General features: G+C 59.9%; 19 protein-coding genes. 5 read left to right on the forward strand and 14 right to left on the reverse strand.

The genetic code is table 11. The features are described 5' to 3' along the window. Positions 1-218 precede the first annotated feature (218 nt). Positions 219-3,578: an AAA family ATPase gene (locus ABIB95_RS00815; RefSeq protein WP_354237571.1), complete on the forward strand. Its 3,360-nt coding sequence runs from the start codon at positions 219-221 to the stop codon at positions 3,576-3,578. 63 nt (positions 3,579-3,641) lie between these two features. On the opposite strand, the gene ABIB95_RS00820 is transcribed toward ABIB95_RS00815, so the two are convergent. From ABIB95_RS00820 to ABIB95_RS00845, 6 genes are all read right to left on the reverse strand, one after another. Next, positions 3,642-4,904 carry a patatin-like phospholipase family protein gene (locus ABIB95_RS00820; protein ID WP_166351992.1) on the reverse strand — a complete coding sequence of 421 codons (1,263 nt, stop codon included), beginning with the start codon at positions 4,902-4,904 and terminating at the stop codon, positions 3,642-3,644. A gap of 432 nt (positions 4,905-5,336) precedes the next feature. Continuing rightward, positions 5,337-6,413 carry a hypothetical protein gene (locus ABIB95_RS00825; protein ID WP_354237572.1) on the reverse strand — a complete coding sequence of 359 codons (1,077 nt, stop codon included), beginning with the start codon at positions 6,411-6,413 and terminating at the stop codon, positions 5,337-5,339. Positions 6,414-7,407: 994 nt separating this feature from the next. Beyond that, positions 7,408-7,626 (reverse strand): DUF1127 domain-containing protein, encoded by a 219-nt coding sequence (locus tag ABIB95_RS00830; RefSeq protein ID WP_502917787.1) that lies wholly within the window; start codon positions 7,624-7,626, stop codon positions 7,408-7,410. 1,244 nt (positions 7,627-8,870) lie between these two features. Next, positions 8,871-9,275, reverse strand: a complete 405-nt coding sequence (locus ABIB95_RS00835; RefSeq protein WP_085398148.1) for a nuclear transport factor 2 family protein — start codon at positions 9,273-9,275, stop codon at positions 8,871-8,873. Between the two features lie 943 nt (positions 9,276-10,218). Further along, positions 10,219-11,349, reverse strand: a complete 1,131-nt coding sequence (locus ABIB95_RS00840; RefSeq protein ID WP_354237573.1) for a L,D-transpeptidase family protein — start codon at positions 11,347-11,349, stop codon at positions 10,219-10,221. Between the two features lie 45 nt (positions 11,350-11,394). Next, on the reverse strand, positions 11,395-11,673 hold the full coding sequence (locus ABIB95_RS00845; RefSeq protein ID WP_354237574.1) for a hypothetical protein: 279 nt from the start codon (positions 11,671-11,673) through the stop codon (positions 11,395-11,397). Between the two features lie 217 nt (positions 11,674-11,890). Between ABIB95_RS00845 and ABIB95_RS00850 the strand changes: the two genes are divergently transcribed. After that, a complete protein-coding gene (locus ABIB95_RS00850) occupies positions 11,891-13,120 on the forward strand; it encodes a cupin domain-containing protein (RefSeq protein WP_354237575.1) in 1,230 nt (409 codons plus the stop codon). Positions 13,121-13,331: 211 nt separating this feature from the next. Here ABIB95_RS00850 and ABIB95_RS00855 read toward each other — a convergent pair whose 3' ends face one another. The 3 genes from ABIB95_RS00855 to pdxR form a co-directional block, all read right to left on the reverse strand. Next, the gene (locus ABIB95_RS00855; RefSeq protein ID WP_208086043.1) at positions 13,332-13,652 is read right to left on the reverse strand and encodes a DMT family transporter; all 321 of its coding nucleotides are present in this window, start codon (positions 13,650-13,652) and stop codon (positions 13,332-13,334) included. A gap of 108 nt (positions 13,653-13,760) precedes the next feature. Then, on the reverse strand, positions 13,761-14,216 hold the full coding sequence (locus ABIB95_RS00860) for a carboxymuconolactone decarboxylase family protein (protein ID WP_354237576.1): 456 nt from the start codon (positions 14,214-14,216) through the stop codon (positions 13,761-13,763). 127 nt (positions 14,217-14,343) lie between these two features. Further along, positions 14,344-15,873: a MocR-like pyridoxine biosynthesis transcription factor PdxR gene (gene pdxR / locus ABIB95_RS00865; protein ID WP_354237577.1), complete on the reverse strand. Its 1,530-nt coding sequence runs from the start codon at positions 15,871-15,873 to the stop codon at positions 14,344-14,346. Between the two features lie 95 nt (positions 15,874-15,968). Here pdxR and ABIB95_RS00870 point away from each other — a divergent pair, with 95 nt between their 5' ends. Then, complete coding sequence (locus tag ABIB95_RS00870) at positions 15,969-16,619, forward strand: FMN-dependent NADH-azoreductase (protein ID WP_354237578.1); 651 nt, start codon at positions 15,969-15,971, stop codon at positions 16,617-16,619. A gap of 136 nt (positions 16,620-16,755) precedes the next feature. On the opposite strand, the gene ABIB95_RS00875 is transcribed toward ABIB95_RS00870, so the two are convergent. Continuing rightward, on the reverse strand, positions 16,756-19,623 hold the full coding sequence (locus tag ABIB95_RS00875) for an ATP-binding protein (protein WP_354237579.1): 2,868 nt from the start codon (positions 19,621-19,623) through the stop codon (positions 16,756-16,758). A gap of 317 nt (positions 19,624-19,940) precedes the next feature. Between ABIB95_RS00875 and ABIB95_RS00880 the strand changes: the two genes are divergently transcribed. Next, a complete protein-coding gene (locus tag ABIB95_RS00880; protein ID WP_085401697.1) occupies positions 19,941-20,828 on the forward strand; it encodes a haloalkane dehalogenase in 888 nt (295 codons plus the stop codon). Positions 20,829-20,853: 25 nt separating this feature from the next. Here ABIB95_RS00880 and ABIB95_RS00885 read toward each other — a convergent pair whose 3' ends face one another. Beyond that, on the reverse strand, positions 20,854-21,612 hold the full coding sequence (locus ABIB95_RS00885; protein WP_223153616.1) for a ThuA domain-containing protein: 759 nt from the start codon (positions 21,610-21,612) through the stop codon (positions 20,854-20,856). A gap of 245 nt (positions 21,613-21,857) precedes the next feature. On the opposite strand from ABIB95_RS00885, the gene ABIB95_RS00890 reads away from it, so the two are divergent. Continuing rightward, positions 21,858-22,280: a DUF805 domain-containing protein gene (locus tag ABIB95_RS00890; RefSeq protein ID WP_085401698.1), complete on the forward strand. Its 423-nt coding sequence runs from the start codon at positions 21,858-21,860 to the stop codon at positions 22,278-22,280. A gap of 200 nt (positions 22,281-22,480) precedes the next feature. Here ABIB95_RS00890 and ABIB95_RS00895 read toward each other — a convergent pair whose 3' ends face one another. The 3 genes from ABIB95_RS00895 to ABIB95_RS00905 all read right to left on the reverse strand — a co-directional run bounded on the left by ABIB95_RS00895 (position 22,481) and on the right by ABIB95_RS00905 (position 25,378). After that, positions 22,481-23,557 carry an NAD(P)H-dependent flavin oxidoreductase gene (locus tag ABIB95_RS00895; RefSeq protein WP_354237580.1) on the reverse strand — a complete coding sequence of 359 codons (1,077 nt, stop codon included), beginning with the start codon at positions 23,555-23,557 and terminating at the stop codon, positions 22,481-22,483. Positions 23,558-23,567: 10 nt separating this feature from the next. Beyond that, positions 23,568-24,281: an SDR family NAD(P)-dependent oxidoreductase gene (locus ABIB95_RS00900; protein ID WP_208086038.1), complete on the reverse strand. Its 714-nt coding sequence runs from the start codon at positions 24,279-24,281 to the stop codon at positions 23,568-23,570. A 137-nt stretch (positions 24,282-24,418) separates the two neighbouring features. Next, on the reverse strand, positions 24,419-25,378 hold the full coding sequence (locus ABIB95_RS00905; protein WP_354237581.1) for a helix-turn-helix domain-containing protein: 960 nt from the start codon (positions 25,376-25,378) through the stop codon (positions 24,419-24,421). Positions 25,379-25,461 lie beyond the last annotated feature (83 nt).

Raw genomic sequence — 25,461 nt, forward strand, 5'->3', positions numbered from 1 at the left:
CCTCGCCGGCGACCGCTATTGGCTCATGGCAGACCTATCGTGGCCGTCTGCTTGATGTCGGCTTTTGACCCAACTGCGACATCGCTTGGCAGCATCCAGTTTTCGCCGGAGCCCTTTCAATTGGGCGAGAGGTCCGGCGATCTGCGCTTCCGGCGATAGATGCGCCTTCGCTGGCTATTCCAATGTGCTATTCTTATCGCATAGGCCATAGGTATCCCATGACAGGTACTGCAGAGTGGCTCGCATCGATCGGTTTGGGGGAGTACGCCCAGCGTTTCGCCGAGAACGCCATCGATTTCTCGGTCGTTAGCGATCTCACGGAGCAGGACCTCAAGGACCTTGGCGTCCTGCTTGGGCACCGGCGCAAAATTCTGCGCGCAATTGCAGAACTCAAGAGTGAAGTCCTCGTATCAGCCCGAACGGCCGCCAAACCAGCGCCGCGGGACAGTGCCGAGCGGCGCCAACTGACGGTCATGTTTTGCGATCTCGTGGATTCGTCGGCACTTTCGGTCCGACTGGATCCAGAGGACTTGCGCGCAGTCATCGGCGCCTATCACGACTGCATCGCGGATGTTATCGCCCGGAGTGAGGGCGTCATCGCGCGGTACATGGGGGATGGCGTGCTTGCCTATTTCGGCTATCCCGAGGCCCACGAGGACGATGCCGAGCAGGCGACACGCGCGGGACTGACACTGGTCGATGCCGTGGCCAATCTCCAGACAGATATCGGTACGAGACTACAGGTCCGCGTTGGCATCGCCACCGGAATGGTCGTCGTGGGCGATCTGACCGGCGAAGGCGCCGCCAAGGAGCAGGCGGTGATTGGTGAGACACCGAACCTGGCCGCTCGCCTGCAGCAGTTCGCCGAGCCCGGCATGGTGCTGATTTCCGAGAGCACACACCAGCTCACCGATGGACATTTCGAGTACCGCGATCTCGGTTCTGTCGCGCTCAAGGGATGGGCGGAGCCAATACCTGCATGGCAGGTGCTCGGGATCAGTGGAGTGGAAAGCCGCTTCGAGGCGCAGCACAAGACGCGGTTGACACCGCTAATCGGGCGTGACGAGGAGATCGAGCTGCTGTTGCGGCGCTGGCGGCATGCCGCGTCAGGCGAAGGCTGCGTCGTGGTTCTAACTGGAGAGCCGGGTATCGGTAAGTCGCATATCGCGCTGGCGCTTCAAGAGCGGCTCCAGGCCGAACCACACATTACGGTACGGCACTTCTGCTCGGCGCACCACGCCAACAGTGCGCTGTATCCATTCATCGCCAACCTCGAACGTGCCGCCCGGTTCGAGCGAGGCGAGACGCCGACGGAGAAGTTTGCCAAGCTTGAAGCTCTGCTCTTGCGGTTTGGCGCCGATGCAGACCGCGTGGTGCCGGCCCTGGCCAATCTTCTGTCGCTTCCGCTCTGCGACCGCTATCGCCTTCCCGAAATGACTCCGCAGACCCGCAAGGACATGACGCTGGCGGCGTTCCTGGCCCAGCTCGAAGCATTGGCGGCGCGTCAGCCGGTGTTCGTCATATTCGAGGATGCCCATTGGGCGGATCCGACGTCGCTGGAACTGCTCGCGGTTACACTGGAAAAGCTGCCGCGGCTTCGCGTGCTGCTGCTGATCACGGCGAGACCGGAGTTCACGCCGCCCTGGCCTGGTCATGCCCATGTGACGACGATCTCGCTCACGCGGCTCAGTCGGCGCAACGGGGCAGCATTGGTCGAGCGCGTCACCGCCGGCAAGACGCTCCCCGAGGAGGTCATGCACCAAATCCTCGCCCGTACCGATGGCGTACCCTTGTTCGTCGAGGAACTGACGAAGGCCGTGCTCGAAACCGGGCTGTTGCAGGAGCGGGACGACCATTACACGCTCAGCCGTCCGCTACCATCGATGGCGATTCCGACGACGTTGAGCGCATCGCTGATGGCCAGGCTCGACCGATTGGCTCCTGTGAAATACGTGGCTCAGATCGGCGCCGTCGTGGGGCGCGAGTTCTCCTACGAACTGCTGAGCGCCGTTGCCGAGTTGCCAAGGCAGACGTTGGAGGAAGCGCTTGCCCAGCTTGTCCGGGCGGAGCTGATATTCTGCCGGGGCGAGATCCCCCGGGCTGTCTATACTTTCAAGCACGCGCTGGTACGCGACGCTGCCGAATCCGGACTTCTGAAGAGCCGACGCGCTACGCTGCACGCCACCATCGCGGACGTGTTCGAGCAACAGTTCCCGGAAATCGTGGAGGCTCAACCCGAGACTCTCGCGCTCCACCTCACGGAGGCAGGACTGTTCGAAAAGGCAGGAGAATATTGGCTCCAGGCGGGAAGGAAGGCGGCCATGCGCTCCGCCAACCTCGAAGCTATCGCACACCTGCGGAAGGGCATCGAGGTGTTGGCCCATTTGGCCGACGGTGCTCGGAAGGACAGACGAGAGCTTGATTTCCAGTTTGCGCTGGGACCATGCCTGATCGCTACCCAGGGACCGGCATCGCCACATGCGGTGGCGATCTTCGCTCGCGCGCGCGAGCTGTGCCAGCGCCTCGAAGACCCCCCCGAGCAACTACAAATCATGTTCTGGTTGACCACCGCGAGCGTCATTCGTGGTGAGTTGCCGGTCGCCGAGGAAATGATCTCGGCGCTGCTCGAACTCGCGGAGGCGCGCGGCGATCGACCAACGTTGCTCAACGCGATGCGTGGACAAGGCATGATTCGACTTTTCATGGGACATCTCGAAGGAGCCCACGAAGTGATCGTACGGGCCTTCGAAGCGTTCGAGGCAAGCAACGAGCAGGACAGATTGGCGGCGCGTGCCGCCGGCCAGGATGCGGGCGTGGCCGACCTTGCCCTGATGTCATGGGTGCTCTGGCTGCTGGGCCGCCCCGATACCGCGCTCGCACGACTGGATACCGCCATTCGGCGTGCCGACGCCATTGGTCATCCGCATTCGCAGGCCTATGGATGTTACTATGCGTCCATTCTCCACGCTCTTCGGGGCGAGTTCCTGACTGCGCACGGCTATGCGGAACGCTGTCTTGCCTTGTCGGAGGAGCACGGATTCCGGCAATGGAGAGGATTGGCGCGCGCCGTTCGGGGGATAAGTGCCACCTTTCTTGATCCTTCGTCCGCCGCGCTCGCGGAAATCCAGGGTGCGATGAACGAATATCGCAACGCGGGCTATCAGCTCGGCATCACGGCCCTATACGTGCTCCTGAGCCCGGCCCTATTGTCGAGCCGTCAGCGCGAAGCCACGCTCGAGCTGATCGAACAGGGTCTTGCCACAACCAGCCGCAATAGCGAGCGGATATTTGAGGCCGAACTGTACCGACTGAAGGCGCGCGCGCTGCTCTTCGATGACGTACCGGGAGCCGGCACCGAGGCGCAATCACTGTTCGAGCGCGCACTGACAACTGCAAGAAGCCAACACGCCAAGGCCCTCGAACTTCGAGTTGCAGTGGACCTCGGCGCCTTGTGGGTCGATCAGGGCAGACGCAAGGAAGCTCTCGACCTGCTTGCTCCCGTCTACGCCGGGTTCGCCGAGGGTTTTGAAACGCAGGATCTAAAGCAAGCGAAGGCACTGCTCGATCGACTGCAGTAATTCTGCCCGGATCACAGATATTGGAGTCTGGTTCAGCGGTCGCAGAGCTACTTGCCTTTGGCACTAGGCATCCGCTCGCTCTTGGCATTTACGATACGTATCTTTCACCTTTTGCCATCCCTCCTTGTCGTTTTTCTCTGGATGCTCATTTATGAAGTGTGGCCCATCATGCGGGTCGAGGTCTGCATGTGCGTGATACCTCTTGATTGCTTGTTCCGCAGCGGCTCTTCCCAACACTCGCCCGTTATAGAGGTTGCTGTGATTCCATTTGAAATTGATGTGCCCCGGCACCTGGATCTCGACGATTATGCCTTCCCATTTGGGTTCGTCGTACTGCACGTGATATTTGAAGATCCTGACGTCATCTTCGCCAACGGTCGCTGCGAATAATTGGCAAAGATTCGCCAGGGCATCATGAAGGTCTTTCGGTTTGCGGACCTGCTTCGAATCGACGATCCTGCTCACCCATATTTCGTCCAGATCACGGTGCTCCTCGAGCAAGCTCTCGAAGTTGACCGTGTCGATCAGCGCTCCTTCGCAGTACGTAACTCCGTCGATCTCAACTGTTTCTTCGATGAAGGGAAGAGCTGAGCACGCACATAGGCTGGACGCGCTGATTGGCCCTTTGTACTCTTTCTTGTCGGCTTGCTGGATCATTGGTCGGTTGGAAAACAACGCGAGCTTATGGTCATCAAGATTCCAGGCGTTGTGAAATATGACGGGCTTTCCAGGCTCTTTGAGCGCTTCGAACTTTATGCTCTTCATGAACTGGCTATTCGGATAGTTGATCTTGGAGAGGCCAGTGACATGGGACAAGTACATCATTGACGTGAGATAGCGAACGAAGGGATTGGGTGCCAGGACCTGATTAAGGATCCATCTGTTGATGTCTCCGTCGTCCGGGATCGTGAACTTCTGTTGAGGGAACCAGAGCGACATAGAATCCCTGAAGGCATTCACCATGGTCGATGGGTCCCATAAATGCAGATAGTTCTTGGGATCCATGACGAAGCTGGTCAGAGCCCTGCTCATGCTTCCTGCCCAATCTGGACCAAACACGGTGTTTATGGGGAAGCGCTTATAGCCTTCGTCGTCTCGAAACACGCCATTCTTGAAGAATTGATAGGTCTTTTCCGCCCTGGCCTTGTTTTCAACTCCATCAAACTGATTGTAGACGATCCCAACCCAGGCGCCGATGCAGGACAAAGCCCACACCTCAAACTCTATATCTGCGTTGGCAAGGGCTTCCAGAACCCCGATGTGCAATCCTGCTGCCGGACCGCCTCCGCCGAGCGCAATCGCTCTCTTTACCATCGGATCCTCCATCTGATTTATCGTGTGGGCTTATTCTCCAATCAACTTTCTGAATTGCGTAACGCGATTGCTCGTTCTTGGGCTCTCGGCCGCACAGAATGCCATCGAACCAAATTTGACAGTTCATAGAGCCAGCATTGCGAAATACGATACGTGCGACGGAGCGGTCGACGTCGATGTTCGATCTCGAATCTGCTGATGCCACTGGCGCACGACGGCCAAGAGCCCGCTCAGCGTATCGCGGTCTGGCCCGTCCATTTGTGAACCACTTCACGTACGATATTTATTGCCGACCATGGCAGCGGACCTGTTATCCAATCGCGACTTCCGTTATTGGCCCAAAGCGGACGCTTTGTAGTCTTTGCTCAGATGTCGGCTTGTGACCCGGAACGGACATATCGAAATCAAAATAGACCGAAACGGACGAGAAGCACCGCGACTCAACTACGGGAGTCCTTTTGTCACCGTAAAGGGATTGAACCCACGTTCCGCGAGGGCAGCCCACGAAGCTGCGCCAAGATGTGACAATCGGAAATAGAGCCGCGGTTTGGTCGGATCGGTGTCCAACACGAACCCGGTCGGCAACTCGCGGGCAGTTGTGGCATAGAACCCACCATCCGGCGACCTCTGGGATTCGACTACAGCGATCAACGAGTCTGCTCTCCCAGTCCTGCCGAGCAATTTCATCAAGAGAGCCATTTGGCCCGTTCCTTCGGTCCACACACCGTCTCGGTCTTCACCGTAAGAAAAGCCCTCATCGACACTCATTCGCTGTTCGGCGGTCGTAATTGCCGATGCAAATTTCTCGACCGCTCCGTGGAGCGCTATTAAAGGCCAGACCTGAGCATCGAGAGCCAAAATCGGATTGTGCGTGACACCGTCTTCAGCGGTACCTGCGGCGAAACAGGCGCATGCCGGATCCCACATCGTATTTACGAAGTACTCAGCGACCGTTGCCTTATCGCGCCAGCGCGAATCCCCTGTACGGATCGCAAGAAGGCCAAACGCGGCGGCGAGGTCAGTATTATGTTCAGTCGATTTCCACGTCCGCACTTCCGGCGTCGGTTCGTGCCCAAACGTACCACCCGTGAAACCGCCAGTACCGCGCGTATCGGCCCATTGCGCGACCCAGGCGCCAAGCCGTGCTGCACCATCGCGGAACCGAGAGCCGGCGTTCACATCATCAAGCGACAGCAACGCCAACATGGCCCATGCCATGTTACCAACATCGCTGCCCACCTGATATCGATCCTCTAACCATTTGTTCTGAGTATTGTCCCACCACCCCGGAAGTTTGACGGGGCCATTCCCCACCACGCCCGCGGCGTAAGCGTTCCGGAGCCGTCCATCATGCCAGGTGCGGTCGTTGTCGATGGCCCAGAGAAGCGCCGAGCCAATCCGATACGCTTTGTCTTGCTCACCGCAACCGACCAACGCGATGGCGGCTACCGCATTGTCATAGAGGTAGGCGGCGGCATGCAGAGGCCCCGATTCGACGGTCGGATAGCTGGGCAGGAACAACGGCCCTGATGGCGGTGCCTTATCAATTAGACCAGCGAGGTATCCGCACGCTGACGTTTTTGGTGCTGTTGAGGCTTGCAGTGGAGCGGAGGCCATCATGATTGCGAAAGTCGCGACGATCCAAGTCTGAAGGCAGAGTCCGCGACAACGGTAGAAGCAACAAGTGATTGGTGCCGGTAGCATTTCGCTGCCTCTCGTGTCTTTTCAACCAAGATAGACTTTAGGACATCGGGAAGAATCCGGTCAGGATCGAGAAAAAAATGTGCCTTCGTCTTCAATGGCAGCTTATGGCACTTTTCGGACCTGCGGCGGCAGTGTTCCGATGTCCGCTGTTGAGGGTTGAACGGACCTAAATCAGCCGCGCCCGAAGGTCGCCTTTTGACCCAGACCGGACCACCCGTTCGCCGCGCAGGCATTGGGCTTAAGCTCGACCGGTCCTCGCGCTAGTTTGAAGGACCTCGTGTTGCCAGACAGAGCGGTCGTCCCCATCGTATAGTGATCAGAAATCGCCAGCCACGAAAAGACCAGACTACTGGCGATTGCTGCGCTTGCGCCGCCTGCTTGGGCGGAAGGGCGCAGGTACGGGTGCCAGGGCGAGCCCCTGGTACGGTATGGTAATCATCCCTCGACCATGGCCGATGAGTGCCGGTCATGCCAGTCCCGTGGATTATCGAAGAGCTGATCTATGGCCAAAAGCATTCTTGTCATCGTTGCTATTCTCGCAATTTCTACTTCTGGCGCTTTGGCCGCACAGAGGACCCATCATGGCCGCGCGTCGCCTGCGCCGTCGCCGAGCGAGGGGTCGAGGGGGCTGAGCCCATATGCTGTGGGCCCAGGTAATTCCAACGACCGCGACCTGTACATCAAGAACCTGCGCGACTCCGGGTATAATCCGGAGAACAACTTCAACAGGTTCGGGAACGTGCAGGCAGCACCTTATGGGGGCGGCTAAACCTCGAATCCCCTTAACTCGGTACCGGCGCGGCTGCCGTCGCTAGGCCCGCCAAAACGGCTTTTCGAGTTCGTGCGCGATGTCGCTCCGGGAGACGCCGATATCGTGCAGGTCGGGCTCGGTCCAGCGTGCGAACTCCCGGCGATCGCGATAACGCTGCCGCCAGAGATGAAGGGTCGCGCCAACGCTGGCCCAAACCTCGTAGAGGTTGACGAGAGCCTTGATATCAGCGGAGATCAGGCGTGTTGAAGACAACTTCACAGCTTTATCTCCCCCTATAAGTTCGGGAGGACTGTATCGCTGTGCTACTGACAGCATACTGTCAGCAGCAGGTAGCATCTCTGGCCCAAGGAACGGAGATGCCCCGGCTTCGGCTGGCAATCACTTTGCGTCATGTATTCTTGGGAAGTCCGATGTTGGCCCATCAGCGAAGTGACGACACCGCTCAAGGAGGTCCGCTTGGCGAGGCATGCGGACTGGATTTGCTCGCTCTGAGTTCTTCGCATTTTGCCCCGAAGTCGACCTTAAACTCGTAACCAGCGAGAGGCTGATCGCAGCTTAGCAGAGTCCTTGGTGGGACTTAGCACAAGCGGCACGCTCCCCAGGATCCGCAGCAACCCGCGCAACCACCGAACCCCCAGCCACCATACCCCCAGTCATCGAACCCGATGTCGTCATAGAATCCGATGCTGAACCCGCAGCCGCCGCAACCGCAACCACGGAAGCCACGGCAACCACGGAAGCCACCGCAACCTCGGATGCCAACGAACCCGCTACCACCGCAACCTCGAATGCCAACGAGCCCGCCACCACCGCAACCTCGGATGCCAACAAACCCACCACCACCGCAACCTCGGCCGCCAACAAACCCGCCGCCACCGCAACCTCGGCCGCCAACAAACCCGCCGCCGCCGCAACCTCGGCCGCCGCCGCCCCCCCCGCCACCATGGCCGCACCCGCAACCACCGCACCCCCGCGCTAGCTGCACGCCGCCGCCAAAGTTTTCTCTATCGAAAAGATGGAACGTGGCCAGACTGACGTCGGCCATTTCCTCTTCGCCAAGAAAGAAGCGCTGATTTGGCGAGGTGTTGGATTGCGGGATACCGGTAGCGGGCATCGTGGATGCGGATGCGCTACTCGCCAGCGAAAGACCCAGTCCGGCCGCACCTAGCACCTTCACGGTGGCGGCTTTGGCTGTGCGCTTCTGCTTCGAAGCTTGCTTGACCCGTGGCATGATCGCACCCTCCGTAGTTCTTGTGAAAGCGCTCTGCAAGAGTGCGCTCGGCGAAATCGGCGCGCAAGGGTTACCTGTGCCATAAAATGCGAAACATCTCATCGAGCTCCATTCATCTTCAGAACCGAGATCGACACATGACCGCTTTTGGTTGAGCAGAATCACGCCAGCTGACCAGCGCAAGAGGCGTCGCGATGTCGGCTGTCTACGGGAAAGCGGACGTCACACGATGGTTGGGCTGACCGCAGCTTTTGACCCAAAGCGGAAATCACTAGCTCGGTACCCCGCTTAGGTGAAATGTCGTAGCAAGGATGCGCCAGCCGTCGGGGGAGCGAACAAGGTTGTACGACTGCCGCCATTGCCTTGTGACGCTTCCATCCGGTCGGAGGTTTTTCCACGTTACAGTTCCGAGAGCACTGCGTTCGCCTATAGGAACAGCCACTACATCGTGCAGAGTTCCACTTTCGGCCCCTTCGCGTCGGTAGGTGTCCGCCACTCCTTGGAAAAACCGCGCAATCTCGTCACGTGACTGAAAACAATGTATCGACCCGTCACCCCGCATGGTGATGCAGGGAGCGCAGTAGAGTTTGGCGATTTGATCACCATCCCAGGTGGTGAATGTCTCCATGTATTTGTTGAAGAAGGCAGATATCTCGACTTCAAGCGCTTCCGGCATGATTCGTCTCCAGAGCTCTCATGTTCTGCGACGAGCAAGCCAACCCGAATTGTCTTGGGTTGCGATACAGCGCACGCGGAATTCGGATGGCGACATGCCGTTCAGCCGATCCGCTGCTGGGTCCAACTCCGCGCAACTGGCCTGCTCTACAGTTACGATCTGATCCGCGGCCAACCAAGCTACGATTGGAACTGAAGGGCCAATGATTACGAGATAGGCCAAGCCGAGAGCGGGAGACCAACGTTCAATACCAAGCCCCGTCCGGAAGACCACGGCCATTCCTAAGCCGAAGCACGCGATCCAAACGGCAAGCCAACAAGCAGAGATCATTCGTCTCTCCCCGCTCCAACAGTGTGCGCAATGTTACCGTTGACGCCCATCTCTCGCCAGAAGACAGTTTGCACCGAAGGGGCAATGCACTTGACCGATTCTGGATGGTTAAGCTCACCTGCCCGTCAGGTGTTGATGGAAACGACGAGGTCATTGAATGCAAAAGGCTGATCGGCGATGTCGCCTATTGGCCCCAAGCAGCGGTTGGTGGATGTGTGCTATTCCGCTGCTGTCAGGGGAGAAGCAGACATCCGGCAAACAGGCCAAAAATGACGCGAATGACCCATAGCAGACCTGCACCCGAGCATTCGCCGAGTGGCCGCCTTAACCTCGCAGTGGCAGCGGGATGGAAAGCAGTTAACGCGCGAGTGCACTTCGTAATCTTAATTTGCGCGAAGGCGTCCCACCGAAATTGCTCACCCGCACCGACGAGTTGATCGAATAACTCGCTCTTAGCTGAGACGCATGGGTCCACACCTAGCCCGAGCCGACTCGCGCAGCGCTTCATCGCACTCCGCTTCCGGGCGTATTCAGACCTTGAGAAAGCATTGGCGAGGTCTGGCAGTGACCCGGCAGCTGACTCTGGATGCAAGCCTGAAGTAGACCGGGCGCTCTAGCACCCGTCGTCTCCTTCCACGACCGTCGACAGGAAGCTGGAACGAGCCAGATCACATGCAATCGGTTTCGAGAACGAGGTGCCAAACCATCTACTCGTCAACGAACCATCGTTGGTGACCCAAGGGATTGGCGGCAGTTGCGGCAGATAAGATGCATACGGCATCACTTTCGCAAGCGTCACTCTGACCAGATACTTTGCAAGAAAAGCCTCGTTCATTCCGCCGTCCAGTCCGCTATAGATCGGGGCTGCCGGCACGTTGTCATTGAGCAATCGCGCGAATTCGAGTTCGTCGGTACGTTGCTTCTCAAGCGCCCGCCGCGCAATTTTGGAATCCACAACAAACGCGGGGCATTTATCGGTGGGACTGAACACGAGAGGATACGGCGAATTTGGTGGAGCTTGCGCATCGAACACATAGCGTCGATTGCACACGTCCACCTTAGGTTCGAGATGCGTCGTCTCGAAGTGATCGTTGCCGACTTTGAGCATTTTCCAGAAGGAGAGGTTCGGGCTATTTCGATGCTGCGCCAGGTTTGCCGGCGTCAGGCGGAATGGATAAGCCTGGACCTGAAAGGACGGTCGGCCGCCGAGGGAGTCCCGCGCTAGCGAATAGATCTCGCCTATCTGTTCGTCGGTCATGGCATAGCAACCGCTCGATGAGCAGTCGCCATGGATCATGAGTAAGCTGCCGTCGCGATTGTTTGCCTTGTCGAAGCTGTTGGGAAAGCCGACGTTGATCGCGAGATGGTAATCGGAGTTGGGATTCATCAGCTCGGGAGTAATCGTATAGAACCCCTCTGGAGCCTGACGGTCACCCTCCTTCAGTTTCGGCCCGAGATCCCCCGACCACCGACAGATCGGGTACACCTTGAGGATTTTGAAGAGGCCGGTGGTGTCCTGTTTCCAGACTTCGAGCTCCGCCTCTTGCTTGAAGACGCGCACAAGGATAGGCGAGTATTTTGGCATCTTCTTTTGTCGGAGCAGCGAGAGCAACTCGAGTGGTAGCTCCTTTGTAGCCTTGGCCGGCAAGCGGTTGCTGTTTTCGCCAAGGCAGGTGGCCGGCGACAACGCCGCGAAAAAAGCTGCAGTCAGCACAAGCGCACGGAGTGCCGTGGCGCCGATCATGACCTTACCTCGGGCGTGGAATCTGCTCATTTGGGTAGCGTGTAGTCAGTGGGTTCGTAAGGCAAGCCCAGATGGACGCAGCCGCCGGAGAAGTTCGAGCTTATCGTTGGCCTTGGGGATGCCAAGACGCTCGGTCTCACCGATAGCCAAGACCGGCATCGGCAATTTTCCGGTCTTTGCGAACAGCGTTTTGTTGTCCTCGCCGTCCTTAGTGAAGGCAGCAAACTGTCCGCCAAAGGCATCGCGGATGGCATCCGTACGAGCATAGAGCACCGCATCGTGATCCCGGGTCTTTCGTCGATCGCAGCCGGGGTATGGGTTCACGGCCTGGTTCGAAAACCGATACGGTTATCGATCGAGGCGGACAGTGCCAATGTTGGCGCTCGCCGTGCCGGAAGCCGCTGGAACTCGTGCTAACGAGAAATATCGAAGTGTACTGCTTTGATAGTGTGAATCGCTTCCAACGGACGACGCTCGGAGACGTCAGGCGCAGGTGTCGTGCGCAGAAGAATTGTAGCCTGGAATCATGGGAGAACCGCGCATGGATTCCATTTCTCGTCGCCATATGTTGGCAGCGACCGCTACGGGCGGTCTTCTAACGAGCGTTGGGCTGGCGCACGCGCAAACCGCGGACGGCGCGATTCCTCAGCCACAGCGACCGGGTCACGGCGGCACCGATCCCGGTCCGCGCAATCTCATGCGGGATCGGCAGAACCCGGATCTGCTGGTACCGCCGTCGACCGATCATGGCACCTTGCCGAACCTGCGCTTCTCGTTCTCGGACGCCCATATGCGGCTTGAGCCGGGCGGCTGGACCCGCCAGGTCACGCAGCGTGAGCTGGGCATTGCCAAGTCCATGGCCGGCGTGAATATGCGCCTGAACGCGGGCGGTGTGCGTGAGCTGCATTGGCATAAGGCGTCAGAATGGGCCTACATGCTCTATGGCAAGGCTCGCGTGACGGCGGTCGATTCCGAGGGGCGCTATTTCGTCGATGACGTCGGCGTCGGAGATCTCTGGTTCTTCCCGGGCGGAACCCCGCACTCGATCCAGGGCCTCGGCCCCGACGGCTGCGAATTTCTTCTCGTGTTCGACGATGGCGATTTCGACGAAGACAACACCTTCCTGCTCAACGACTGGTTCAAGCGCATACCGACCGATGTGCTGGGCAAGAATTTCGGAGTGCCTGCCTCGCTGTTCGGCCACACCCCCGATGAAAGCGAGCGCTATATTTTCCTGGCTCCGTTGCCGGGGCCGCTCGGATCGGAAGCCATATCGGGCGCAAAGGCGTCGGAGACGAGCTACACGTGGCGGATGATGGAGCAGGTGCCCATCAAGACGAAGGGCGGAACGGTGCGGATCACCGATTCCCGTTTGTTTTCAATCAGCACCACGACCGCAGCGGCCCTGGTTGAACTCGAACCTGGCGGATTGCGCGAGGTGCACTGGCACCCTAACGGAGACGAGTGGCTCTACGTCATCGAGGGGCAGGCGCGCATGGGTGTGTTTGCCGGCCAGGGGCAGGCGCGCACATTTGATCTGCAGGCCGGCGACGTTGGTTACGTCCCGGTGGCGATGGGCCACTATCTCGAGAATACCGGCTCGACCAACTTTCGATTTCTCGAGACGTTCAAGAGTGACCGCTTTATCGATTTCTCTCTCGATACCTGGATGGCGGCGACACCGCCGGGACTGGTGCAAGCCCATCTCAAACTCGATCCGAAGGTGATGAGCGCGCTGCGCACGAACAAGGCCCTGGTCGTGCCGGAATAACCGCCCAAGTCGGAGTGAATCGCGGCGCACTCGTCCGGCGCCCGGTGGGCAGGCCGCTGGCGGACCGCCGGCAAGATCGCGCCCTCTCCGGCTGCAGAAGGAGAACGCCATGAATGTTCTGACCTGGGCCGCCCATGCCTTGGTGGTCACCGGATCCGCCTTAGCATCAAACGGTCAGGCCGAAACGGGCACCCGAGCGTCAGTGGCATCCTCAGTTTGCAGAGACAAGCTTTAGTCCAATCACGCCGGCCACAATCAAAGCAATGCAAAGTATCCGCGCAGGTGACGCAGAGTCGCCCAGCACTGCGATACCCAGAACGGCGGTACCCGCGGCACCGATACCGGTCCAGACCGCGTACCCCGTTCCTACGGGAAGTGTGCGGAGCGCCAGCGAGAGAAGAAAGACACTCGACAAACCGGTAACAGCCGTAAACAGCGCGGGTATCAGCAGCGTGAAGCCTGCGGACCACTTCATACCGAAGGCGAATCCGATCTCGAGAAGGCCGGCGGAGGCCAATATCATCCATGCCATGTGGGTCAATCCATTCGCTGGTCACCGGGCGTTACGGCCGGGCTGCTTGTAAGGGGCTGGACGCGCATGGACCAATTTCCATGCGCGACGCGTTTGCTGATGAGCGCCTCAAGCCCTACTGGCGGCAGCGGGGATCGAGCGGAACGAAATTCCCAATCGATTGAACGCGCTCATCAGGCCGATGGCATAGGTGAGGTCAGCGAGTTCCTTGTCGCTGAATTCGCCGGCGGCGGCCTCGTAGTCGGCATCGGGAACGCCGGTTTCGGCCACCCGCGTCACGGTTTCGGTCCAGGCCAGCGCAGAGCGTTCGCGCTCATTAAAGACTTCCCCCGCGTCTCGCCACACAGGCACCAGCACGAGCTTGTCCGCGGCGACACCAGACTTGAGCAGGTCGCGGGAGTGCATATCGATGCAGTAGGCACAGCCGTTGATCTGCGAAACCCGCAGATACACGAGATCGACAAGTTGCTTTGAAAGGCCGCTTTTTTGAAGATAGACGTAGACCCCTCCAAAAGCCTTGAAGCCTTCCGGTGAAGCCTTGGCGTAATCGATGCGCTTGTTCATGATTGAATCCTCATCTGGTTGAAGGATTCCATCGTTTCGCATCTTGGCCTATTCAAGAAGGTCCATGATAGGCGTATGTAGCTGGGCCATGATTTCCATAATCCAGCAGATCACGCTCGAGCTTCAGTCACATCAATCCCAAAATGCGCCGGCCGAAATTTTCGGCCACGCGCCGCGAGGCGATATTCGTGAAGTTCAAAAGAAGGGCGGAAGCCCCATCATTGCGCCTCGTCCAATCCGTAAGTGCCTCCGCGTACAGGCCTTGTTCCCGCATGCTCGCAGCGAGCCGGCGATCTGAACGGTTGCCTCGCAGACGCAAGATCAGGTGCATGCCCCCCGGCTGTAAATCTATTCGCACATTTTTTCCCAGCACGCTTTCCAGCCCTGCCGCGGTCTCCGCGCGGCGCTCGGCATAGAGCTTCCGCATCCGCTGGATGTGGCGCGCAAAATGTCCTTCGGCGATGAATGAAGTGACGATGGTTTGCGTAAGCCCCGGAGAGCCAGTTGAAAGGCTTTCGGTGACCTCCTCAAACCGCTCGACCTGCGCTTCCGGCACGACGAGATAGGCCAGCCGCATGCCTGGAAACAGTACCTTGCTGAAGGTACCCGCATAGAGCACCCGCCCGTCACGATCGAGGCTTTTCAATGCAGGGAGGGGGCGGCTGACATAGCGGTATTCGCCATCGTAGTCGTCTTCGATGATCCATGCCTTGTTTCGCGCGGCCCAGTCCAACAGCGCCAGACGCCGGGGTAACGACAGGGACATGCAGAGCGGGCTCTGATGCGCAGGCGTGACCACCGCTACACGCGCCCGGGGCGCGAGCCTGATGGCGTCCGAAACGACCATGCCCTCCGCATCGACCGGAACCGAGACGCCTTCGATATGCATATATTCGAGAATTTCTTGCGTGGGCGGATATCCCGGGTCTTCAAGCCAGACGCGATCACCCGCCTTCAGCAGGGCATGACCGACCAGCTCCACGGTTTGGCGGTATCCCGAGGTCACGAACACCTGAGACGGGGAGCAGTTGATCCCACGGGAAACCTGGAGATATCTCGCGATCTCAGCGCGCAGCGGAGGCAAGCCGGACACAGGGGGATGGATCATATCGGAAGGCTGCATGGCCCGCGCGCTGCGCGCGCCAAGGCGTGCCCAGATCTTCCGGGGAAACGCATCCAGGGCAGGCAAACCCATCTGGAACGGCAGGATGGAATCCGGACGAAAACTGACTCCGTCCATCCGGGGATCCGCCCGCGGCGTCGGGTTCGCAATGGATATTCGCGGCGTAAGATCTGGGCTTACAATGGTTCCTGCCTGCCCGCGCGCCTCGACATACCCTTCAGCGGCCAGCAAGGAATAAGCCGTGTCGATGGTACCTCTGGCCAGCCCCAATTCCTTGGTCAACGCCCGTGCCGACGGAATGCGGTCACCAGGCTTCAACATTCCAGTGGCGATAGCGTCGCGAAACCGATCGTAAATCTGCCGGTAGAACGGTGCGGCCGCTGTCGGATCGAGCGGCGGGAGCTTTCGGGGATTCGCGGCAGGCATGGCCCGGTCCGATCTTTCGATGAACGAAAAACCCACTCTGCCATAACGGTTCGGATTGGTCTCCACTCCTCGCACGCTGCAGCGGTCGAGCCTGCGCCGGAAAATCATGGACCAGTCGCAAAGCTCATTCATGGTCCTTGGATGCAGGCCGAAATTGCTCTTTGCTGATGATCAGAGTTCGGACAGCAGAGATTGGAAAGCAGATGACGAAAATACTGCAATTGATTTGCAGCCCCCGCGGGCAGGCCTCGGAGAGTTACAGGCTATCTCAGAAAATCGTCGGCCACTTGCTGGATGGCGAGCCGACGGCAACCGTCATAATTCGGCCGATCAGCGGCGTCGCCGACATCGACGAAAGCTACGCAACTGCTCTTGGCGCGACCGAGCGATCCTGCCTGGAAATGTTTGTCGAGGGTTCCATGTCCCGGTCCGAAGAACTGATCCAGGAACTGGAGAGCGCGGACTTCGTCGTCATCGCAACTCCAATGCACAACTTCACCGTGCCTGCCGCTCTCAAAGCGTGGATAGATCACGTCGTTCGAGTCCGTCGAACGTTCGACGTGACTGCCCAGGGAAAACTGGGGGCGTTGCGCGACCGCCCGGTTTTTGTCGCAGTGTCCTCGGGCGGACGATTTTCCGGCGATCGCGCGCATCAGCCCGATTTTCTCACGCCGTATCTAAAAGCTATCCTCGCTACCATCGGGCTGCATGATTTGACGTTCTTCTCCGTTGAAGGATCGGCCCTTGGTCCTGATGCATTGGTCGCAGCCCGGACCAAGGCGGATCAGGCAATGCAGAGGTTCTTCCTCCGTTTCGCGCGCCATTCAACGGGGGTGTTTCAGCAAGCAGTATGAACGGGCAACGGCACCTCGCGGGATTCCCTACCAGCGAGACCAATACAGCGCCCGGGAAGCTGAGGTACTTGCCTCCTCAATTGCGCAAGCAAAACTTCCCCCAAACATCAGAGCCTCGCTAAGAACGGAGATTGGCTTAACTGAGATCACGCAAGAGACCTTTTGCCCGCTTAAGGTCGGCGGTGTCGAGACCTTCGGTAAACCGGTCGTAAATCGGTTGTAGCAGCGCCTTCGCTTCGGTCGGTCGGTCCTGATCGCGAAACAACTGTCCCAAGCTTGTGGCGGCGCGTAGTTCCCAGGACAGAGCGCCCTGCAGGCTCGCCCACTTCATCGCCCGGAAAAACTGATCCTCGGCCGTTGCCGCAGCGCCGGGTGCACCTTGCAACAGCAGCAGTTCGCCCTTGATGCGCAGCAGCTCGGCGATACTCAAGCGTTCTTCGGTCTCCTCTGCGCGCGCGATCGCATCGTGTACCACCGAAAGTCCTTCGCCCACTTGCCCGACACGCCCCAAGCCTTCCGCCATCTCACCAACGAACAGGAAATAGCGATGCGACGCGTTGACTTCGTCGCCGAGTTCGTCGATGCCTGACCGCAGCAGCGGCAATCCGCCGGGGGTATCTCCGCGCTTGATCGCAAGCAGTCCTTGATGGCTGCGGGCAAAGGCAACATAGCGCATCAGCGAATGCCTGGTCGAAAGGTCGATCAGCCTTGCCACGTAATGGTCTGCGACATCCATATCGCCGCTCCACAGCGCGATCGGGCATGCTGCGTTGGCGACGATGTAGCACACCGAGTTGACGTGTCTGCTGGCAGCTGCCTCATGCAGGTATGTTTCGGTGACGTGCATTGCGCGATCCGGAAATCCCTGCAGCCATAGGGTCCGGCCCAGAAAGGCGCCGGCGGTCACCCGCTGGTTGCTCCGGAAACGGCTGATCCGCGACTTTTGGACTGGAGGAACATAGTGCGCGAGCATGCGTTCGAGGTGATACCGCGCGCTCGCTTGATCGCCGAGGCATTGCTGCGAGATGCCGATCAATCGCTCACCGATCAGCCGATCGTTGGAATTTGACCGGCTTGCCGCAAGGGCGCTGAATCGTTGCGCGGCGGTCAAGGAGGCGCGAAGGCGGCCGGCAACCCGGTGAAAGAACCACAGGCCTAGCAGCGACCGCAATTGGTGCTCGACATCGTCAAGCCTCTCTGCAAGCTCCAGCGCCTTTGTCCAGGCTTCGCCGAGCGCTGGAATTTTCGCGTCGGTGACAAATATCAGGGTCGTACCGAGCGCGGTATACAGCTTCATCTCGAGGCGCGCGTCGCCATTGACGGCAGCCCCAAGGGCGGCGATCGCCCGCTCCACGCGGCCGCGGCATTCCTCCAGCAACGACGAATGGACGCATAGGGGCACTGCGGCCGCGGTCAGCCCCGCGCCAATCTGCACGTCACCGCTGGGTGAAAAGGCCCAACCCAGCGCCGCGCGCAGGTTGTCGATGTGCCGTCCATAGTCGCCCATCCAGTCGACCGTGGGGCGCATCTCCAGCTCCGCTTCAGCCCGCTCGAACAAGTCCCGGTAATATTCGGCATGGCGGCGCGCGAGCTGTTCCCGTTCCCCGCTCTCGCCGAGCTTTTCGAGAGCATACGTATGGGTCGTATCCAATAAGCGGTAGCGCGCCGTGGTGGCATCGATTTCCGCCACAACCAGCGACTTCGAAACCAGGCTGGAAATTCCATCGACCACGTCCGGCAAAGCGATCCCGGCGCCCGTTACCACCGCGCAGATCGCCTCCAGGTCGATGGCGCCGGCGAAGACCGCGAGCCGGCGGAGGAGCACCAGCTCAGCGTCAGTCAGTAGCTCGTAGCTCCAATCGAAGGTCGCCCGCAGAGTTTGGTGCCGCGGCAGCGCCGTCCGCCCTCCGGTCAGCAGCTGAAAGCGATCGTCAAGGTGAGCGGCGAGTTCTTCGACACCGAGTGCCGTGACACGTGCCGCCGCCATTTCAATCGCGAGCGGTATGCCATCAAGACGCCGGCAGATCGCCGCGATCGTCTTTGCCTGATAGCCATCCAGAACCGCCCCTGCCTCGGTTGCTCGTGCACGTTCGATGAATAGTCTGACGGCGCCGTATTCCAGGAGATCGTCCGCGTCCTCCGTCGGAATCGAGAGCGGCTGCACCCAGTAGACCTGCTCCCCCTCGGCCCGGAGCGGCTCGCGGCTGGTTGCGATGATCTGAGCCGAGGATCCGGCTCGCAGCACGCCCTCAGCCATTCTCGCCGCGGCGTCGATCACATGCTCGCAGGTGTCCAACACCACCAACAAGCGCCGCGCTGCCAGTGCCAGCGCCACGCGCTGCGTCGAAATTTCACCTCCGCCGAACTTGAGTCCGATCGCGGCAGCGAGCGCTACGGGAACCAGACTGGGATCAGCGAGCGGCGAGAACTCGGCCAGCCACACGCCCTCTGGAAAATGCGGCAGCAGTTCACGGGCGACCGCGAGCGCGAGCCGTGTCTTGCCGATGCCCCCCGCCCCGGTCAGGGTGACGAGCCGGCCGGCACGGACAAGCTTCGAGATTTCCTCGACCTCGGCGGTGCGGCCGATCAACGCTGAAACCGGCTGCGGCAGGTTGGTCGACGCTAATGGCTGCGCCGACGCACTTTCCTTTAGGTAGAGTGGATGTCCCGGTCCGGTTGCTGGCCGCATGGTCCAGATGCCGCGCAGGTGATAGCCGCGGCCGGACACCGTCTTCAACAACTCGCGATCTGCGCCGAGCGCCTTGCGAATGGCGGATATATGAATCTGGAGCGTGTTTTCTTCGACCGTCGCAACCGGCCACACCCGATCTATAAGATCGCGCTTGGTGACAAGCTCGCCGCCCGACTGAACCAAAATCTCCAGAATCTCGAATGCGCGGTTCCCGATCGGAACGGAAACACCTCGGGACCGCAGCTCACGCTGGGTAAGATCGATCTCCCACCCGTTCGACTCATAGACGGCTCGTAGGCCTTGCTCGGCCATCACGGCCTGCCCCGTCGGTTGAGTAATCCTAAGAAAATCTCAGCATCAGATCAGGGAACCGCTCCAGGAAATCAGCTTAAACGTTGATCTGGGCAGTGGGCAAGGGCCGTCGAACTATCCGCTTAACGCGCGGCATATCAATGGCTTGATACCCAGTATCTGCTTGGGTGATCTTCTGAGCAAGATTAGCAAAACAGCATCAATGGCGGGCAAGCGATTGATGCAGGGCCCGAGTAAGATCACTCTCTAACCCAGCGGCGCGCTGTTGCGCAGGCTTCGCGGTGTCGCTGCGCCCAAATGTAAACGGGAGAGCGAACATGATCTCTGCGGCATTTCCCTATAAGAAGCAGCGGCGGCGGGTCCTCGGCCGCGAGATGGCGTATGTGGAGGTGGGAAAGGGCGACCCCATCGTACTGCTGCACGGCAATCCCACTTCGTCGTATCTCTGGCGCAATGTGTTGCCGCACCTGAAGCCGCTGGGTCGCTGCATCGCCCCCGACCTGATCGGCATGGGCGATTCCGACAAGCTGCCTGACAGCGGTCCCAACTCGTATCGCTTCGTGGAGCACCGCCGCTATCTCGACGCCCTGCTCGAGTCCCTGGACGTGCGCGAACGGGTCACCCTCGTCATCCATGACTGGGGTTCGGCGCTCGGCTTCGACTGGGCCAACCGCCACCGCGAGGCCGTGAAGGGTATCGCGTACATGGAGGCGATCATGGGGCCGCAATACTGGGACCACTGGGACAAGTTCGAAATGCGTCACGCCTTGCAGGGGCTGCGTTCCGAGAAAGGCGAGGAAATGGTCTTGCGAGACAATTTCTTCATCGAGAAGATCCTGCCGGGAGCCATCCTTCGCAAAATGTCCGACGAGGATATGGCGGAGTACCGACGGCCCTTCGCCGAGCCCGGCGAGGGCCGGCGTCCGACGCTGACGTGGCCAAGGCAAATCCCCATCGAGGGCGAGCCCGCCGACGTGACTGCGATCGTGACCGCCTACGCTGACTGGCTTAAGACGAGCCATATACCCAAGTTGTTCCTGAGGGCGGAGCCCGGTGGGATCCTCGCCCATGGCCCGGTTCTCGATTTGGCCCGCAGCCTCCCGGCACAGACCGAGGTGACGATCTCGGGACTCCATTTTGTCCAGGAAGATTCGCCGGACGAGATCGGACGGGCCGTCGCCGGCTGGATGGAGGCGTTGGGCTGACCGCAAATGCGAAGTGCCGCGGCGTCTACCAGGGCGACCTTCGCATAGACCACAGGATAGCGTTCGTGAGAATTCGCTGGTAGCGGGCGTCCCGCCAAACTGACGGCTCGTGGCCTAGCGCCGAATAAAATACTCGTCCCTCGCCATAGAATCGGGTCCAGGTGAGAGGCCAGCCATAGAATCGTTGATGTACGCCGGTCTTGCCAAGGTCCACCGAGCTTGGGTCGAGGCGCAGGAGCACGCGTGAACCACGATAGTCGAAGTCGCCGATTTGGTAGATCTCGTCCTCGACTTGCAACGAATTCCCGAGAAAAGCCACCAGGGGATCGCCGGGATCAACCACCTCGATCTTCACGGCCTGATGCCAAGGATGACCATTAAAGTAGCCGCCGACCAGATCGAGATAGTCCGGCCAAGTGTAGAATGTGTCCGTCGCCGAATGAACGCCGAGGAACCCGCGGCCCGAGCGCACAAAGTCGAGAAGAGCTCTCTTTTGCGCGTCGCTCATCGGAAGTTCTCCTGACGTATAGAACATCACCGCTGCGTAGCGCTCGAGGTTTTCGGTAGAAAATTCGGACGTGTCTTCCGTTGCAGTGACTTCAAAAACACCCGAATGGCTTCCGAGCTGGGTCAGGATAACCTTAGAAAGCGGTATGACATCATGCCGGTAGCCGGCGGAGTATGTGAAATAGAGGATGCGCTCTCGCGGACGCTCCGCATGCGCGCCGAGTGGTCGGATTGCCGCCGCGCCGCCGAGGAGCGCGATGAACTCACGTCGCCTCACAACCGCCTCCGCCAAAACCAACCATGTGTTGACGAAGCCTAGCACAGATCAGCCCAGCGCCGACCGGGGGGCATCGCCCTCTCGCGTCCTATGCGACGCTGCTGGCCTGATCCTATTGTGACCGTCGGCGATTGTCCGCCCGTGCGCACAATTTTAGGTTATCTATTCGGATAGTGTTGGGCTGAATAGCCTATGCTGCTTAAGCGTTGCACTACAGCTATCGGACAGGATGATCTCGGAGGCGCATGCATTCAGCTTTCATTTGGTATTTCTTATCCATGAAAGGCCGCATCGGTCCGCAGGAATTTCGATTGGGACTTTTGGGACTTGTGCTAGTCGACATGCTTGTCGTGCGCATCGCGAGGAAGCTCACCGATTCAGGACCCCAATACTATAGCGTCAACCCTCCGCTCGACTGGCCCATCGTCCCGGCTGTCCTCTTTATCTCGCTCTGGCCGCTCGCTGCAATCCTTGTGAAGCGACTACATGACTTCAACATCTCGGGTTGGTGGGCGCTCACGATCCTCGCAATTCCTCTCCTCGTCGACGCGCTCAGCATTCCGTATTGGCTTCCTTATCTTTTATTGGCGGCAATCCTGAGTGCATTTCCCGGACGGCCTGGCGACAATCGGTTCGGCTCGACCTCGCTACCGCGCACGCGCGTCTAGCGCGCCCCCAAAGCAGACCGGCCGGGCGTTCGAACGGTGGCGCGAAAGTCAGCCGCAATGTCCGCTGCTGGCCCATTCCTGCCGCCAGCACTCCTCAACGACAGGTCAGCTTCTCAGGATGAACCCGGCGCGCCGATCCGCAGCGAACCACGCCGGACTTCGACCCAATTCGGACTTTGGTTGGTATCCCAAGCCGGACATCAGCTGCCTCCAGACTTGGTGGCTTCCCGCACGAGGATGTCCATCAACATTCTGGCGGGCATCTCGCGGGCAAGCGCGGCCGCCTGACCTGACCAGAGTGGCGTGAAATCGGAGCTTCCATTCTGCTCAGCCGCAGCACGCAGCGGCGACAGTTCGCCCATGGGCAGCGGAAAGTCCGGCGCCGCGTCCGACCAGGGACCAATCTCGGCGGCAAGGCGATTGACCAGAACCCTCGCCGGTCGCCCGGAGAACACGTTGGTCACGACAGTCTGGTTCAACCGCGCATTTCGCAGAGCCTCGCGATGGAGCGGGGGCGTTGCCGACTCGGCACAAAGCAGAAAGGCGGTTCCAACCTGCACGCCGGCGGCCCCGAGTGCGAATGCCGCTGCGATCCCTCGCCCATCCCCGATCCCGCCGGCTGCGATCACGGGCACGCTGACGGCGTCAGCGACTTGTGGCACAAGGGCGAACGTGCCGGCCTGTGAGGTGATCGCGCGCTCGCTGTCAGAATCGAGGAATAAGCCTCGATGTCCTGCTTCGTACCCCTGAGCGATGATCGCATCGGCACCATGCTTTTCGAGCCAGCATGCTTCGTCGACTGTCGTCGCCGATGAGATCACCTTGCAGCCAGCTGCCTTGACCCGATCGACCAATCCGGGCTCGGGCAAACCGAAATGAAAGCTTACCACTTCCGGCCGAACCTGTTCGACTACGGCGGACGCGGCATCGCCGAACGGAGCGAGATCGAGGCGCGGTGCAGCCGTTGCGGGGGCGATGCCCAGTTCGCGATAATACGACGAAAGCTTCTCATGCCAGGCACGCTCGCGAGCGGCGTCCGCCTTTGCCGCATCGTGGCAGAAGAAGTTGAGATTGATTGGTTTCTTCGTCAGTCGCCGTAGCTCGGCAACGGTCTTTGCAATGAGCTCAGACGTCAAGACAGCGCAGCCGATCGAGCCAATGCCGCCGGCATTCGAGACCGCGGCTGCAAGGTCTACCGTGCCCAATCCGGCCATTGGTGCCAGCACAATCGGATGCTCGATCTTGAACAATTCAACAAGACGTCGGTCAGACCACATCGCACGCCTCCTACCAGTGGCCGGCGGACGCGCCGCCGTCGACATGCATGATCTCGCCGGTGACGAAAGCCGCTCGCTCAAGATACATCACGGCGTCGACGACCTCCTGTATCTCGCCCATGCGGCCCATCGGCTGCAGACTTGCGAGGAAGCCATGCGCCTCCGGCGCATGCATTGGGGTCGCGATCGCACCAGGCGATATGGCATTCACGCGGATATTCCGGCTTGCGTACTCGATCGCGAGCGAGCGGGTGATCGCGTTGAGACCGCCTTTGGTTAGCGCCGCGAGCGCCGCCGCCAGGGACGCCATCGGCTGCTCGGCGATCGTGGCCGTGATATTGACGATGTGACCCGAGCCCGCGAGCAGCATCCTCGCCGCCACCCGCTGCGTCAGATTGAAAAAGCCCGCGAGATTGACCCCGACCATCTTGGCGAAGTCGGCCTCAGAATACTCGGTAAAGGGCTTCGCAATGAACAGGCCGGCATTGTTGACGAGCGTATCGATCCGTCCGAAGCGCTCGATGGCCAGTTCCACGATGCGATCGGCCGTCTTTGCGCTGGCGATATCGCCATCGACCGCGAGCATCGACGGATCGTCGCTCCTGCCGATCGAACGAGAACTGGCAACGACGTGATAGCCGATATCCCGGTAGGCTTCGAGCAATCCCGCGCCAATGCCGCGCGATGCCCCGGTGATGATGGCAACCTTCCGTTCGGACGTCATATTCGCTTCTCCTTCACGCAAAGTGCATGGATGGGCGAACAGTTACCCTGATCGAGGCAATGCCGCTTTGCATCGCCTGCTCAGCTATTGTCATTTCCTGCCGTCGGTGGATGCAGATCGTTACATCGGTAACAAAGTCAAGCCAGCCGGTTTCGCCGATATTGCGCCGGTGTCTGGCCCGTGGCTCGCCGGAATGCGCGGGTGAAATTGGCCTGGCACGAAAACCTGAGCCCGAGGGCGATATCGACCAAGGCCCGATCCGCATCGCAGAGCAGATCCTTGGCGCGTTCGAGGCGCCTTGCACTGACATGCCGATGCGGCGATTTGCCGATGGCGGCCTTGAACGCGCGCGCGAAATAAAACTCGCTCAGGCAGGCAACCGAGGCCAGCCGCGCTACCGTCAGATCGCCCTCCAAATTGGCTTCGATATAGTCGAGCACCCGCGCCAATCTGCGTCGGTCGAGCCCTTCCCCTGCGGCCGGCATGACCAGGCCGGACCGCGGCGCAGCATGGTTCTGGATCAATCTTGCCACCAGACTCAATGCCAGGGTTTCGGCGAGCAGCCTGCCCGCGGAGGTCTCGTGTTCCAGTTCGAGCATGATGGCAAAGGCAATCTCGGCAAGCAGTGGATCGCGGAAGCCGCCCTTGTGGCGGAGTGAATCGATCGCCGTCGCGCCGAACCCTTCACCCAGATCATGCGACAAGAACAAACCGGGCGGTAGGTAAAGATGTAAGATCGCTGGCACCGGCTCGGACATGTCGATCAGGCCTTCGTGCACGCCGGCCGGACGAAACCAGATGGTTCCACGTTCGGAGATGGTCGAGTCGATGGCCCCGTCCAGCCGACGCGTGACCACGGACCGACTACCGCGCACATCAACGCAGATCTCGGCATCAGGCTGGGGGTTATTCCAGGCAACCGTACCGCGGTGGCTGCGAAGCTCTGCCGTGAGATTTGACCAACCTCGCGCGGCGGATGAGGCCAGCAGCCCGGCGACGCCGTATTTATTGGAGCTGCGTTCGCCTGACGGCGTCGGCCGAGATGTCAATTCCTGATTTCGGCCAAATAAATTCACGCGGGCGTCACCTTTGGACATGCTGCGGGCTCGACGGCGTCAATGTGGTCGGACTCGTGGCTGACCGCAACTCTCGCCCCGGCCCTATCACGCATCTGCGATCA

The organism is Bradyrhizobium sp. LA2.1, assembly GCF_040547725.1.
Classification (GTDB): domain Bacteria; phylum Pseudomonadota; class Alphaproteobacteria; order Rhizobiales; family Xanthobacteraceae; genus Bradyrhizobium; species Bradyrhizobium barranii.

Coding starts and splice junctions, on each gene's coding strand:
- ABIB95_RS00870 (WP_354237578.1), top strand. CDS start 15,969: ATGACGAAAATACTGCAATTGATTTGCAGCCCCCGCGGGCAGGCCTCG.
- ABIB95_RS00815 (WP_354237571.1), top strand. CDS start 219: ATGACAGGTACTGCAGAGTGGCTCGCATCGATCGGTTTGGGGGAGTAC.
- ABIB95_RS00890 (WP_085401698.1), top strand. CDS start 21,858: ATGCATTCAGCTTTCATTTGGTATTTCTTATCCATGAAAGGCCGCATC.
- ABIB95_RS00880 (WP_085401697.1), top strand. CDS start 19,941: ATGATCTCTGCGGCATTTCCCTATAAGAAGCAGCGGCGGCGGGTCCTC.
- ABIB95_RS00835 (WP_085398148.1), bottom strand. CDS start 9,275: ATGCCGGAAGCGCTTGAAGTCGAGATATCTGCCTTCTTCAACAAATAC.
- ABIB95_RS00860 (WP_354237576.1), bottom strand. CDS start 14,216: ATGAACAAGCGCATCGATTACGCCAAGGCTTCACCGGAAGGCTTCAAG.
- ABIB95_RS00900 (WP_208086038.1), bottom strand. CDS start 24,281: ATGACGTCCGAACGGAAGGTTGCCATCATCACCGGGGCATCGCGCGGC.
- ABIB95_RS00875 (WP_354237579.1), bottom strand. CDS start 19,623: ATGGCCGAGCAAGGCCTACGAGCCGTCTATGAGTCGAACGGGTGGGAG.
- ABIB95_RS00855 (WP_208086043.1), bottom strand. CDS start 13,652: ATGGCATGGATGATATTGGCCTCCGCCGGCCTTCTCGAGATCGGATTC.
- ABIB95_RS00895 (WP_354237580.1), bottom strand. CDS start 23,557: ATGTGGTCTGACCGACGTCTTGTTGAATTGTTCAAGATCGAGCATCCG.
- pdxR (WP_354237577.1), bottom strand. CDS start 15,873: ATGATTTTCCGGCGCAGGCTCGACCGCTGCAGCGTGCGAGGAGTGGAG.
- ABIB95_RS00820 (WP_166351992.1), bottom strand. CDS start 4,904: ATGGAGGATCCGATGGTAAAGAGAGCGATTGCGCTCGGCGGAGGCGGT.
- ABIB95_RS00840 (WP_354237573.1), bottom strand. CDS start 11,349: ATGATCGGCGCCACGGCACTCCGTGCGCTTGTGCTGACTGCAGCTTTT.
- ABIB95_RS00905 (WP_354237581.1), bottom strand. CDS start 25,378: ATGTCCAAAGGTGACGCCCGCGTGAATTTATTTGGCCGAAATCAGGAA.
- ABIB95_RS00850 (WP_354237575.1), top strand. CDS start 11,891: ATGGATTCCATTTCTCGTCGCCATATGTTGGCAGCGACCGCTACGGGC.